Genomic DNA, 13350 nt, shown 5'->3' on the forward strand with positions numbered 1-13350 from the left:
TCATCAACGTTGTTTACTCAGGCACTGCGCTGCACGGCCATATGGGCCAGCGTCTCCAGCGCCTGCTTGTGCTGGGAGTCCGGCAGGATGGCGAGGGCGGCAATGGCCTTGTCAGCCTCTTCCCGTGCCCGCATGCGGGAATACTCCAGCGCACCGGTACGGTCGAGAATGGCCAGGATCTGGTCGAGGTGTTCCATGCCGTTGCGGTGCTCGATGGCATCGCGTACCAGCTGACGCTCTTCGGGTGAACCCACTTCCATGGCGCGCAGCAGTGGTAGCGTCGGCTTGCCTTCTGCCAGATCATCGCCAACGTTCTTGCCCATATCTTCGCTCTGGGAGCAGTAGTCCATCACATCATCGATGATCTGGAAGGCGGTACCCAGATACTTGCCGTAGTCGGTCATCGCCTGCTCGATAGGGTCGGGCTGATGGGTCAGCACGGCGGCGAGGCGGGTCGCGGCTTCAAACAGCTTGGCGGTCTTGCAGTAGATGACCGTCATGTAGCTCTGTTCGGTGGTATCCGGGTCGTTGCAGTTCATCAACTGCAGCACTTCCCCTTCGGCGATGGTGTTGGTGGCATCCGAGAGGATCTCCATCACCCGCAGGTTGGAAAGTTCGCTCATCATCTGGAAGGAGCGGCTGTAGAGGTAGTCACCGACCAGCACGCTGGCGGCATTACCAAACAGGGCGTTGGCTGTTTCCCGACCGCGGCGCAGGTCGGATTCGTCAACCACGTCATCATGCAGCAGGGTTGAGGTGTGGATAAACTCGATGATGGCGGCCAGTTTCAGGTGATCCTCACCCTCATAGCCCAGCGCACGGGCTGCCATTACGGTCAGCATGGGGCGCATCCGTTTTCCGCCAGCGCTGACAATGTAGAAGCCCAGCTGGTTGATCAGACTAACGTCGGACTGGAGTCGGGCCAGGATCAGTTCATTGACCGCCGTCATGTCGGCGGCACAGAGCGCACGGATAGTCTGTTGGTCCATAAGTCTCGTAACGTGACAGCAGCAATAACTGCGATTTTTAGTAATGGCGGGGATTCTACACGATTTCACAATGGGTTACAGTTAGGCGTTTATCCACGGCGGCAGATATGCGCACAAAATAAACTTTTTGCTAAATTGGCCTTGCCTGAGCAGATCGATTTGCGTAGAATGCCCGCCCATTGTTATAGGTTTTTGCGCATGTCTGGCCTTGAGCAAAAGACATGCCTTTACGGAGTTAATCAAATGTACGCGGTATTCCAAAGCGGCGGAAAACAACACCGTGTGGCCGAAGGTCAAATCGTTCGTCTGGAAAAGCTGAACGTTGAGACTGGCGCTACTATCGACTTCAACGAAGTTCTGATGGTTGCTGCAGGCGACACTTTTAAAGTAGGTGCTCCTTTCGTTGAAGGTGGCAAGGTTGTAGCTGAAGTTGTGGCTCACGGCCGTGGCGAGAAAGTGACTATCGTCAAGTTCCGTCGTCGTAAGCACCATCGTAAGCAAGCGGGCCACCGTCAGTGGTTCACTGAAGTCAAAATCACTGGCATCAGCGCTTAATTAGAGGAGTCCGATAAATGGCACACAAAAAAGCTGGCGGTTCATCCCGTAACGGTCGCGATTCTGAAGCTAAACGCCTGGGCGTTAAGCGTTTCGGCGGCGAAACAGTTCTGGCTGGTAGCATCATCGTTCGTCAACGTGGTACCAAGTTCCACGCTGGCAACAACGTTGGTCTGGGCAAGGATCACACCCTGTTCGCCACCGCGACTGGCAAGATCCTGTTCGAAGTTAAAGGTCCGCTGAATCGTAAGTACGTTAGCATCGTTGCTGAGTAATTACGGACCGCAAGGATCCGAAGCCCCGCCAACAGGCGGGGCTTTTGTTTTTCTGAATAGCTGACGAAAAAACGGAACGCAGAGGTCCCGGGCTCCAACAGGGGTGTGGATTACCAAGATGCGTATCGCCCGCAGGGGTCTGTACCACTATAATTGCGTATCGGTTTTTCGAATTAAGGTGACGGTTACCTATGAAGTTTGTTGATGAAGTCCAGATTCGAGTCGATGCCGGTGACGGTGGTAACGGTTGTGTCAGTTTTCGCCGGGAGTTGTATGTTCCCAACGGTGGTCCGGATGGCGGTGACGGTGGCGATGGCGGTGACGTTTATCTGCTGGCCGACGAGAACCTGAATACCCTGATCGATTACCGTTTTGAGCGTTTCCATGCCGCTGAGCGTGGCGAGAATGGTCGCAGCGCCAACTGCACCGGCCATCGTGGCAAGGACAAGGTCCTGCGCGTTCCGGTCGGGACTCGCGCTAGCGATGAGGATACCGGTGAGCGGCTGGGTGACCTGACCACTCATGGTCAGAAGTTGATGGTTGCCAAGGGTGGTTTCCACGGTCTGGGCAACACCCGCTTCAAGAGCTCCGTCAACCGGGCTCCACGCCAGAAGAGCAACGGTACGCCGGGTGAAGTTCGCACTCTGAAGCTTGAACTGCTGTTGCTGGCTGATGTCGGTATGCTGGGTCTGCCCAACGCAGGCAAATCTACCTTTATCCGTGCCGTCTCTGCTGCTCGCCCGAAAGTGGCCGATTACCCCTTCACCACCCTGGTTCCTAACCTCGGTGTGGTGCGTGGCGAGAACTCTCGCTCCTTTGTGATCGCCGATATTCCGGGTCTGATCGAAGGGGCTGCTGAAGGTGCAGGTCTGGGCATTCGCTTCCTCAAGCACCTCGAGCGTTGCCGCGTACTGCTCCATCTGGTTGATATCTGCCCGATTGATGGCTCAGATCCTGCTGAAAACGCCGTCACCATCGTGCGGGAGCTGGAGAAGTACAGCCCCGAGTTGGCTGGCAAGCCGCGCTGGCTGGTCTTCAACAAGATGGACCTGATCCTCGAAGAGGAAGCGCAGGAAGTGATGGATCGCGTCAAGGCTGCTCTCAATCATGAAGGGCCAGTCTACGCCATCACCGCCATCAACAAGGAAGGTACCAAGAAGGTCTGCTACGACATTCTGGATCTGCTGGATACCATGCCGCGTCAGCTGGAACAGGATGCCAAAGAGGCGATCGAGAAGGTTGAGTTCAAGTGGGACGATTACCACAAGAACCAGTTGGCACAGGCTGAAGCGGAAGCTCTGGCTGCCTCTATGGCCTTCGACGACGGACTTGACGATGACGATTGGGACGATGATGAAGATGATGGCGTTGAAGTCATCTATGTTCGTGATTGATCCCGACTCGCGTGACTGAAAAACGGAGCCTCTATAGGCTCCGCTTTTTTATGGCGATCCCGGCCTGTTAAATAGCATGGGGGAAACGTATTACCTGTCATTCATGGAATAATCATCCTATCTGTTCCTGCCATGTTGTCCGGCCACAGCCTGCGTTTCATCAGTCACAAGCTGTGATAGCTGGTGAGCAAGCTCAAATGTGTTCCGTTCGAACATCTCATGATAGAGTGCCACTTCTGTTAGCAAATTGTGATGCAATGGAGTGTGTTCATGTCTGTCATCCCCTATGCCGTGCTCGATCTGGTGCCGGTTGCCGAAGGTTCTGTACCTGCCGAGTCGTTTCGCCGTTCGCGGGATCTTGCCCGCCATGCCGAGGGCTGGGGTTACCAGCGCTACTGGCTGGCCGAACATCACAACATGCCGGGCATTGCCAGTGCCGCCACCTCGGTGCTGATCGGTCATTTGGCCGAGGCCACCACCACTTTGCGGATTGGCGCAGGCGGTATCATGCTGCCGAACCACTCGCCGTTGGTCATCGCCGAGCAGTTTGGCACGCTAGCTTCCCTCTATCCTGACCGCATCGATCTGGGCCTTGGTCGGGCGCCCGGGACTGATCAGCGTACCATGCGGGCGCTGCGGCGAATGCGCAGCGGTGAGGGGGACGATTTCCCGGCCGATGTGCGTGAGCTGATAAGCTACTTTGGCGACGAGATCGGTGCCGTGCAGGCGGTGCCCGGTCAGGGGCTGCATCTGCCTATCTGGCTGCTGGGTTCCAGCCTCTACAGCGCACAACTGGCGGCGGCGATGGGCTTACCGTTCGGTTTTGCCTCCCATTTCGCCCCTGCCATGTTGCTGCAGGCGCTGGAGATCTACCGTAGCCAGTATCGCCCCTCTGCCCGCTGGCCCAAGCCCCATGCCGTGGTCTGCATCAATATGATCGCCGCCGACACTGAGCGAGAGGCCCGTTTCCAGTTCACTACCGTGCAGCAACAGTTCTTGCGCCTGCATCGCGGTGATGCGGGCAAGCTGCCCGCGCCGGTCGTCCAGCTTGGCGATGAGTGGGCACCCCGTGAGCTGATGGCGATGGAGCAGACGCTTGCCCGCTCTCTGGTAGGCGACCCGGAGCAGGTTCGGCACGGTCTCAAGGCGCTGCTGGCGGAGACCCGGGCCGATGAGCTGATGTTCAACGGACCTATCGTCGACCATCAGGCCAGGTTGCGCTCTTTCGAAATCGCCGCAGAGCTGATGCAGAGCCTGTAGCCATGACGGATGCCACTATCACGGTGGATGAGGTGGATTGGAACCCCATGGTGCCGGAGCTGTCGGTCAGCGATCTGGCTCGCTCTCTGGCGTTCTATACCGGCCTATTGGGCTTCTCAGTCCGCTATCGGCGCGATGACCCCCCGTTTGCTTATCTGGAGCAGCAACAGGTCCAGCTGATGCTGGAACAGGTTCATCCGGCGGGTTGGCAGGTCGGGGCGCTGGAGCCACCGTTTGGTCGGGGGATCAATCTGCAGATGGAGCTGACCGATATCCAGCCGCTACTCGACCGATTGCAGCGTAATTGCATTGAGCTCTATCGGCAGCCCGCCGAAGTCTGGTATCCGGTGGGCGAGATGCTGGCCGGACAGCGCGAATTTTTGCTGCAGGATCCCGATGGTTATCTGCTACGGTTTGTGCAATATCTGGGGGAACGGCCTGCTGACTGACAAGGATTAAAACTTAACCATCTGATTTTAAAGGGCTGTCAGATGAATGTCGGCTATCTGTCGTGTCACCTTTCGCTGCGAAAGCTCTATGCTGGCCCCGTCAATGACCACAAGGAGTTCGAGATGATTGTCAGGAAGTTGAGATTGCAACGGGGTTGGTCTCAGGATCAGTTGGCAACGTTGACTGGTTTAAGTGTCCGCACTATCCAGCGGATCGAACAGGGGCAGCAACCCGGACTGGAATCTCTCAGGGCCCTGGCCGCCGTTTTTGAACTCGATGTGGCGCAGCTGGATGGCACACAGCAAGAGGTGCGCGAGATGAGAGGGTATGACGCTATGGAACGGGATGCGGTGCAGGTATCGGCTGAGGAGCGGACAGCCATGCGCTATGTGGAGGCGCTCAAGGGCTTTTACTACCACATAGTCCGCTATCTGCTGGTGATCGGCGGGTTGTTTATTATTAATTATTTAATCAGTCCTGAGTATATCTGGGCTTGGTGGGCGGCCATGGGGTGGGGAGTGGCACTGGCCTCTCATGCCATCAGAGTATTCGAGCCCTTCAAGCTGTTTGGCCCGGAGTGGGAGCGGCGCCAGATCGAGAAGCGGCTGGGGCGAAAGTTGTAATCTCAATACGATCATACCTTTACCCATATTTATATTACCACATCATAGCTAATCCCCCTGAATATGGGTATTCCAACAATGTGGCGGGATTTTATTTTGAGATGAGGCGCTACAAGATAGTATTGGCTGGCAGGAGCTTCATGCCGTAAACGAAATTATATATAACCATTGTCGTTAGATAACATTATTCTGTTAAGGATGGCGATATGCTGCTGTTAAATATTGTAGCAGAGACTCCTCTATGGGTCTGGATTTTGTTTGCTTTTCTCATCATTATAGGGATAAACGCATTACGTGATAGAGAGATGAATCTTAGCGGATTATTCATCATGCCACTGTTTTTTCTCTTGTGGGGTGGCATCACGGTTATTGAAGAACTGGCTTTCTCATTCTGGGGTTTGGCTGTAATGTCGCTGGGGTTCCTGCTCGGTTGTGGGACTGGTTGGTGTCTCTCGAGCAGTGAACCTCAGTTGAAGCGTAAAGAGGGCACTAATTTAATTATCTGGCCCGGTACACCATGGCTTATCGTTTTCGTGATAATTACTTTTATTATAAAGTACACATTGAATGTTTTTTTAAATATAGCGCCTGAGTTAATGTCTTCATTGTGGTTCAATATTATTTTTGGTGTTTTAAATGGCGTAATTAGCGGTGTGCTTTGGGGGCGTACATTGAATTTATATTTTAACTATCGACAAGCCAACTCGTGTGGTTAACTATCCTATCAAAACTGCTTGATTATATCTGAAGGTTGAAACTGTGAAGCATCCTATTCAGTCATATTTCCTAAGTTAGTATTCGGTATGTTGAAAATGTCTCATTGTCCGAATAATAATTTGTATTTAATTGGTGGTAGCTATCCATCATCAATATAAGAAACAGCAAGCCCGGCAGGTTGCCGGGCTGCGTTATTGGTGCGGGTCTTGGCAATCAGCGCTGCACCTACCGCCTGATTGCAGCGCAGCCCCTAGCTGGCGTGAACCGGGCAGGGGGTGGCGATCAGGGCATCATCCTCGTAGCGCCACAGGGTGAGGCTGTTGCCCCAGACGCAGCCGGTGTCGAGCGCCTTGATGTCGTTCCTGCCAGTGTTGCCCATCAGGGCGGCCCAGTGGCCGAACACCAGAATGGGATCATCCATATGGTGCTCGCGCTGCTCGAACCAGGGGCGCAGCCCCGGGGTCGACTCTTTGGGCCCCTTCTTGCATTTGAAGTCGAGCCGGCCATCGAAGTAGCAGAAGCGCATCCGGGTGAAGGTGTTGATGATGTAGCGGTAGCGGTCGATCCCGACCAGATCATCCTGCCAGCCATCGGGCTGGTCGCCATACATGTTGTGCAGCAGCCACTGGTACTGATCGCCGCGCAGCAGGCTCTCTACCTCGCGGGCACAGTTGCGGGCGGTGCGGGCATCCCACGCGGGGGAGATACCGGCATGTACCATCATGATGGGCAGTTCCGGATGCTCGGCCAGCAGCGGGCGGTGGCGCAGCCACTCCAGCAGTTCATCCCGATCCGGCGCATCCATCAGGCTCTGCAGCTTGTCTTTCTTCTTGAGCGGTGCGACGCCATTGGCGACCGCCAGCAGGTGCAGGTCGTGGTTGCCGAGTACGGTAACGGCACGGTTGCCCAACTCCTTGACGAAACGCAGGGTATTGAGCGAGTCCGGGCCGCGGGCAACCAGGTCGCCGCAGAGCCAGAGCACGTCTTTGTCGGGATCGAACGCGGCAAGATCCAGCAGACGGCGCAAGTCGTCGTAACAGCCCTGGATGTCACCGACAAAACAGTTCGCCATGAAACCTCAGTTGATAATATTGGGGATGGCCAGCGTGAAGGGGGCGATGGGCGCCTCGAACTGCTGACCAGAGCCATCTTGCAGGGTATAGCTCCCTTCCATCACCCCGAGTGGGGTCGCCAGCGGCACGCCGCTCTGGTAGCGGTAGGTCTCCCCTTCGGCAATGACGGGTTGCTCCCCGACCACGCCCGGGCCTGCTACTTCCAGCATCTTGCCATTAGCATCGGTGATGAGCCAGCGCCGGTGCAGCAGTTGCACCGGGCCGGGCCCCAGATTCTCAATCTCGATCAGATAGTGAAACTGGTAAGGGTCTTTGGAGCCCGCCACATACACGGGGTATGGGCGGATCTCGATGTGCGGGTGAGCCACAGGATCAGGCCTGTTGCTGATCCGCCAGCCAGTTGGCGATGATGACGAACTGCTCGAGGGAGAGGTTCTCCGGGCGCAGGTTGCCATCGATACCAAGCTCGGTCAGCTGGGCGTCGGTGATGAAGTTGGAGAAGCTGTTGCGGATGGTCTTGCGACGCTGGCCAAAGCCCTCGGTACAGACGCGGCTCAGGCAGCGCATGTCTTTCGCGACCAGAGTCGGGTTCTTGTGGGGGATCAGGCGCACCACGGCAGAGTCCACTTTCGGAGCCGGTTTGAAGGCGCCCGGTCCCACTTCCAGCACTGGCACTACCTGGCAGTAGTACTGCACCATGACGCTCAGACGACCATAGGCCTTGCTGCCCGGGCCGGCACACATCCGCAATACCACTTCTTTTTGTAGCATGAAGTGCATGTCTTCAACCCGGTCGGCAAATTCGCACAGGTGGAAGATGAGCGGCGTGGAGATGTTGTAGGGCAGGTTGCCGAAGATGCGCAGCGGCGGCTTGCCTTCACCCATCAGGGTGCCGAAGTCAAAACGCATGGCATCCGCTTCGATAACGGTCAGCTTGTCCTTGAGGGTTGGGTGCTCACGCAGGCGAGCAGCCAGGTCCCGGTCAAGCTCGACCACGGTCATCTTGTCCATCTGGGAGGCGACCGGTTCGGTCAGCGCGGCCAGACCCGGACCGATCTCCACCAGATTCTGACCTGGCTGCGGGTTGATGGCGGCGACGATCTGGTCGATCACATAGCGGTCGTGCAAGAAGTTCTGACCGAAACGCTTACGGGCCGTGTGGCCCATGTGCACCTTATTGCTCTGCACCTTACTGCTCATATCTTTTTTTCTCTACCATCTTGATGGCGTGGTTAATCGCGGTGACAAGGCTGCCCGAATCGGCCAGGCCTTTGCCTGCCAGATCCAGCGCAGTGCCGTGATCCACCGAAGTGCGGATGAAGGGAAGCCCCAGGGTGATATTGACCGAGCTGCCGAAGCCCTTGTATTTGAGCACAGGCAGCCCCTGGTCGTGGTACATGGCGAGTACCGCATCCGCATCCTTGAGGTATTTCTCCTGGAACAGGGTGTCGGCCGGCAAGGGGCCGACCAGATCGATTCCCTCCTGGCGCAGCGTGGCCAGAGCGGGTTCGATCACGTCAATCTCTTCACGTCCAAGATGGCCACCTTCCCCGGCATGGGGGTTGAGGCCGCAGACGTAAATACGGGGTTTGGCGATGCCAAATTTGGTGGCGAGATCCTCGTTGAGGATCCTGATCACCTTGCCGAGGCGATCCTCGGTGATGGCCATCGCCACGTAGGCGAGGGGGATGTGAGTGGTCGCCAGTGCGACCCGCAGCCCCTCGGTTGCCAGCAGCATCACCACATCGGCGGTGTTGGATTGCTGGGCAAAGAACTCGGTGTGGCCGCTGAACGAGACTCCGGCCTGGTTGATGATCCCCTTGTGCACCGGTCCGGTCACCACGGCGGCAAATTCGCCGCTGAGGTTGCCATCACAGGCCCGCTGCAGGGTCGCCAGCACATAGGCGCCATTGCCTTCGTTCAGCTCACCCGGCACCACGGGGGCACCGAGGGTGATCGGACAGACGGTCAGAGTGCCCGCCCGCTGCGGATGGGCTGGGGCGGTGGCATCATAGTGCTCAAGCTCGACCTTGAGCCCCAGCAGTGCTGCCCGCTCGCGCAGTAGCACCGGATCGGCGATGACCACCAGCTGGTGGGGCCAATCCTGCTGGGCAATCTGCAGCACCAGATCCGGACCGATCCCGGCCGGTTCGCCCGTGGTAACGGCAAGGCGACGGCAGCTCATCAGCTGCTGGCGCCTTCGATCTGGATGTAGGCCTCGTCACGCAGCTCATCCAGCCACGCCTGGGACTCTTCCACGAAGCGGCGGTTGTAGATCAGCTGGTAGGCGCGCTGCTCCTGAGCCTTGTCGGTGGCATCCTGGCTGCGGCGATCTTCCACCTGCACGATGTGCCAGCCATGGCTGGTACGGAACGGGGCGCTGATCTGGCCTGGTTGCAGGCGGTTGACCATATCGCGGAACTCCGGCACATAGACGTTGGGATCAGACCAGCCCAGTTCGCCCCCCTGCACCGCAGAGCCCGGATCTTCGGAGTACTTCTCCGCCATGCTGGCGAAGTTGGCCTTGCCGCTCTTGATGTCGTGCAGAATGCCGTCCAGCATCCCCTTGGCTTTCTCTTCGCTCAGGATGATGGAGGGCTTGATCAGGATGTGGCGAGCTTTAACCTCGGTCAGCATCACCTGCTGCTGCCCCTTGGTGTCGAACACCTTGACGATGTGCAGGCCTGCACCTGAGCGCAGCGGGCCGATGATGTCACCCTTCTTGGCACCCTGTACCGCTTCGGCCATCAGGGTCGGCATCTCTTGCGGGCTCATCCAGCCCCAGTCACCACCTTCCAGCGCCTTGGGGCCGTTACTCTCGGCAATGGCCAGCTTGCGGAAATCGGCACCCTGCTTGAGGGCTGCCAGAATGCGATCAATCTTGCTCTTGGCTGCATCCTGCTGGGCGGCAGTGGGGTTATCCGGCAGGGCAATCTGGATGTGGCCAACGTGGTATTCGTTCTGCTGCTGGCCCTGTTTTTTCAGGATATCCACCACCTGCTTCACCTCCTGCTCGGAGATGTTGATGCGACGGCGCACCTGATTGCGGCGCACCTCGTTCATCAGGATTTCACGGCGCACCTCTTCCCGATACTGGGCATAGGTCAGCCCTTCACGGGCCAGCTGGGCGCGCAGCTGATCCAGGGTCATCTTGTTGTCGGCGGCGATGCCCTGAATAGCTTGTTCCAGCTGGGTATCGCTGATCTTCAGTCCCTGGCGCTCCGCCAGCTGCAGTTGCAGGCTCTCCTGGATCAGGCGATCCAGCGCCTGTTTGCGCAGGGTTGCGTCATCGGGCAGGGACTGGCCGCTCTCCTGGGCTGAGAGTTTTACCTTGTTGACCAGTGCATCCTGTTGACTGGAGAGCACCACGTCCTTGTTGACCACGGCTAGTACCTTGTCCATCAGCTCGGGAGCCGCCAGCGCTGCCTGGCTCATGGCACCGAACATTCCCGCGGTCAGCAGGGCAATCAGGGTCTTTTTCATATCCATCTCTCAAGGCTGGGCCAGCATCATTGCTGGCCTTTCAGATTAAACGGGCGAACATAGGGCAACAGCTCGGTATCCAGCGTGACGCTACGGCCACCGGTACCTACACTGCCAAGTCCCTTCATCTCGAATTGAAGGCCAATCGATTTCTCTGACGTGGGCTTCTGAGTAATGTTGTCTGGTTGGTTATGCCACTCCAGACTCAGGTTGATGCTCCAACAGCAGGAGTCATATTTGACCCCCACTTTGCGGTCAATGTTGACGTTTTGCTGGATGTCATGGTAGTAGCCACCATACATCTGCCACTGGTCAGCAATCGGCGCCATCACCACCAGGCCAGCCTGGCTCAGATCTGCCACTTCGGCGTTGTTGTAGTAGCTCTTGTTGCCATCCTTGATGAAGCGGTAGTTGACCTGGCTGATAAACTTCTCGTTGCGGTATTCCACCGCGCCATTTGCCGCACTGAACTGACTTTTTTCGGTGTCGTATTGGGTCCCTGCGTGGGCAAACCATTGCTCGGTGATCCGCGCATCCCCTTCGAAAGAGAGCAGGGAGCGGGAGTTGGTGCTTTCAGGCTCGTTTGGATAGAGGCGTACCTTGGGTGAGGTGATCTCAAATGCTTGGGCGATTGCCAAACGTAGCCGCTCGTCACCCACATTGTCATAGATCCGGCTGGTGAGCCCAGCTGTTACGCGGTTGGCATCGCTGATGCGGTCGAGGCCAGCATAGCGGCTATCGCTGAACAGGCTGTAGTAGTCCTGACGGGTGGTGGTGGAGTCGTAGATCCCGATATCGTCCTGATCCCGGTAAGGGACATAGAGATATTGGAACTCCGGCTCCAGAGTCTGGGTGCCCTTGCCATCATACCAGCCGATCGGACGATCGAAGTTGACACCCCCCTTAAGGCGGAAGGACGGCAGGGTTCGGGTAATGGTACCGTCCTTGAGAACTACATTTTTTTGGCTACCATTTTCACCCTGTTTTCTTGTCGGATCGAAGTTATTGATATCCGCCTGGGTTAGTTGGTTGGGAACGTCCTGGTTATAGGAAGTAAACATCAGCTTGTACTGGCTGGTCAGGTAGTAGCCCGGCGCATCCACCAAAGGTACGGTCAGTGTTGGCGCCAGATGGAGTCTGGTAGCGGTATAGCGCTCACCAGCTTGCTGACTGCTGGCACTGCCACTGTCATAGCCAAACTTGGTCAGTTCGCTGTTCCAGGCCAGATCGAACCATTTGCCCTGTTGGTAATAGTTGTAGTTGAGACGCGGCAGCATCTCGTGTGGCAAGGTCGCATAAGGGTTCAGGATCTGGTAGCGGCGCACCTCGGAGGTGAGGTTCCAGCTCTGTTGGTAATAACCCGCAGTAAAGGATTGCTGTAGCTGACTGTCGACCTGGGTGCCCACCGCCGGGCTGAAGTCGTTGAAGTAGTTGTAATCCTTGTCGCGCACCTGGGTGTAGTCCACCCCAAATTGCAAGGCGCCATCCATCAGGGCGGAGCCGTGACGGACGTTCATCAGATAGCGATGGCCATCCGAGAGGTATGGGGTACCGGTTGATGCGTTGACAAAACTGGGGTTGCTCGGACTGTACTGCTTGTCATCTGCCAGATTTTCAACGTAGAGAATACCGGCGTGGGCGGGGTCCGGCATATAGCGGAACTCCACCTGTTCCATCAGGCCGCGCTTGTCCATAAAGCGGGAGGTGATGGTGGCATCGTAGTTCGGAGCAATGTTCCAGTAGAAGGGCTGGGTGATATCCATGCCGTTGCTGGAGCTTTGGGTATAACCCGGATAGAGCAGACCGGTCTTCCGTTCATCCTTGATGGGGAAGTTGATGTAGGGGAAGTAAAACACCGGATAGTCGTAGAGCCAGAGGCTGGCGTTCCACGCTTCACCGAACACCTCTTTCTGGTCGATGTCGATGCTGCCCGCTTTGAGGGTCCACACCTCCTGACCTGGGGGGCAAGTGGTGTACTGAGCCCCCTCCATGGTGATGTTCTGGTTGTTGTTGGTCATCACGACACGCTTGGCAAAGCCGCGTACCGGTGAACCATGCACCTGATACTTGCCCTCTTCCAGTTCGGAGTTCTTGGTATCCAGGTTGGATTTGAGGGTCTTGTCACTGGTGACGGTCACCTGACCATCGTTGTAATAGATGTTGCCGATGGCGATGACATCCCGACTCTTCTGATCGAGCTGGGCATAGTCGGAGTCAAACTTGCGAACCCCCTGACGCACCTTGACATCACCTTCGTAGACGGCGGTGCCACCCTGCTTGGCCTCGAGGCGGTCGGCATCAACTTCGACCGGCTGCGCGTTGGCCTCCTGATCCGATGCAGGCTTCTCTATCTTGGGAACATAGTCATAGCAGAGACTATCGAGAATGCCGGTGGCTGGCGGCGTTTCGAACGGGGCTGCCTGCACTACCATTGGGGCGAGTGCTGGGGCCAGGCTGATAGTCAGGGCGATGGGATAGCGGTACCCCAGTGTCCATTTGGTCATGTGAAAGACTCGTGCAATCCGTGATAG

14 protein-coding genes are annotated in these 13350 nt (G+C 56.9%); 7 read left to right on the top strand and 7 right to left on the bottom strand.

What is annotated here, in order from left to right; all coding sequences use genetic code 11:
- Positions 1-17: 17 nt before the first annotated feature.
- Positions 18-989: an octaprenyl diphosphate synthase gene (ispB, locus tag ACE1BR_RS02070; RefSeq protein ID WP_374867186.1), complete on the bottom strand. Its 972-nt coding sequence runs from the start codon at positions 987-989 to the stop codon at positions 18-20.
- A gap of 243 nt (positions 990-1232) precedes the next feature.
- Here ispB and rplU point away from each other — a divergent pair, with 243 nt between their 5' ends.
- The 7 genes from rplU to ACE1BR_RS02105 all read left to right on the top strand — a co-directional run bounded on the left by rplU (position 1233) and on the right by ACE1BR_RS02105 (position 6262).
- On the top strand, positions 1233-1544 hold the full coding sequence (rplU, locus tag ACE1BR_RS02075; protein ID WP_005304210.1) for a 50S ribosomal protein L21: 312 nt from the start codon (positions 1233-1235) through the stop codon (positions 1542-1544).
- A gap of 17 nt (positions 1545-1561) precedes the next feature.
- A complete protein-coding gene (gene rpmA / locus ACE1BR_RS02080) occupies positions 1562-1819 on the top strand; it encodes a 50S ribosomal protein L27 (RefSeq protein WP_374867188.1) in 258 nt (85 codons plus the stop codon).
- Positions 1820-2010: 191 nt separating this feature from the next.
- The gene (cgtA, locus tag ACE1BR_RS02085) at positions 2011-3213 is read left to right on the top strand and encodes an Obg family GTPase CgtA (RefSeq protein WP_374867191.1); all 1203 of its coding nucleotides are present in this window, start codon (positions 2011-2013) and stop codon (positions 3211-3213) included.
- A 270-nt stretch (positions 3214-3483) separates the two neighbouring features.
- Complete coding sequence (locus ACE1BR_RS02090; RefSeq protein WP_374867194.1) at positions 3484-4473, top strand: MsnO8 family LLM class oxidoreductase; 990 nt, start codon at positions 3484-3486, stop codon at positions 4471-4473.
- Between the two features lie 2 nt (positions 4474-4475).
- Entirely contained in the window at positions 4476-4922 is a 447-nt protein-coding gene (locus ACE1BR_RS02095; protein ID WP_374867196.1) for a bleomycin resistance protein, read from the top strand.
- Between the two features lie 123 nt (positions 4923-5045).
- Complete coding sequence (locus tag ACE1BR_RS02100) at positions 5046-5546, top strand: 2TM domain-containing protein (RefSeq protein WP_374867198.1); 501 nt, start codon at positions 5046-5048, stop codon at positions 5544-5546.
- Positions 5547-5752: 206 nt separating this feature from the next.
- A complete protein-coding gene (locus ACE1BR_RS02105) occupies positions 5753-6262 on the top strand; it encodes a DUF6622 family protein (RefSeq protein WP_374867200.1) in 510 nt (169 codons plus the stop codon).
- Between the two features lie 251 nt (positions 6263-6513).
- Here the strand turns inward: ACE1BR_RS02105 and ACE1BR_RS02110 are convergent, their stop codons facing one another.
- Genes ACE1BR_RS02110 through lptD form a run of 6 tightly spaced genes read right to left on the bottom strand, consistent with a single transcriptional unit; the run spans position 6514 to position 13323 of the window.
- A complete protein-coding gene (locus ACE1BR_RS02110) occupies positions 6514-7335 on the bottom strand; it encodes a symmetrical bis(5'-nucleosyl)-tetraphosphatase (protein WP_374867202.1) in 822 nt (273 codons plus the stop codon).
- A gap of 6 nt (positions 7336-7341) precedes the next feature.
- Positions 7342-7704, bottom strand: a complete 363-nt coding sequence (gene apaG, locus ACE1BR_RS02115; protein WP_111808578.1) for a Co2+/Mg2+ efflux protein ApaG — start codon at positions 7702-7704, stop codon at positions 7342-7344.
- Positions 7705-7708: 4 nt separating this feature from the next.
- Entirely contained in the window at positions 7709-8536 is an 828-nt protein-coding gene (rsmA, locus tag ACE1BR_RS02120; protein WP_162518047.1) for a 16S rRNA (adenine(1518)-N(6)/adenine(1519)-N(6))-dimethyltransferase RsmA, read from the bottom strand.
- Positions 8526-9521: a 4-hydroxythreonine-4-phosphate dehydrogenase PdxA gene (pdxA, locus tag ACE1BR_RS02125; protein WP_374867205.1), complete on the bottom strand. Its 996-nt coding sequence runs from the start codon at positions 9519-9521 to the stop codon at positions 8526-8528. The genes rsmA and pdxA overlap by 11 nt, the downstream gene beginning before the upstream one ends.
- Positions 9521-10819 (bottom strand): peptidylprolyl isomerase SurA, encoded by a 1299-nt coding sequence (gene surA, locus ACE1BR_RS02130; protein WP_374867207.1) that lies wholly within the window; start codon positions 10817-10819, stop codon positions 9521-9523. Before surA ends, pdxA begins: the two co-directional genes overlap by 1 nt.
- A gap of 26 nt (positions 10820-10845) precedes the next feature.
- Positions 10846-13323 (bottom strand): LPS assembly protein LptD, encoded by a 2478-nt coding sequence (lptD, locus tag ACE1BR_RS02135; RefSeq protein WP_374867209.1) that lies wholly within the window; start codon positions 13321-13323, stop codon positions 10846-10848.
- Positions 13324-13350 lie beyond the last annotated feature (27 nt).

Origin of the sequence: Aeromonas sp. MdU4 (assembly GCF_041929505.1) — a bacterium.
In the GTDB taxonomy this organism is placed as follows: Bacteria; Pseudomonadota; Gammaproteobacteria; order Enterobacterales; family Aeromonadaceae; genus Aeromonas.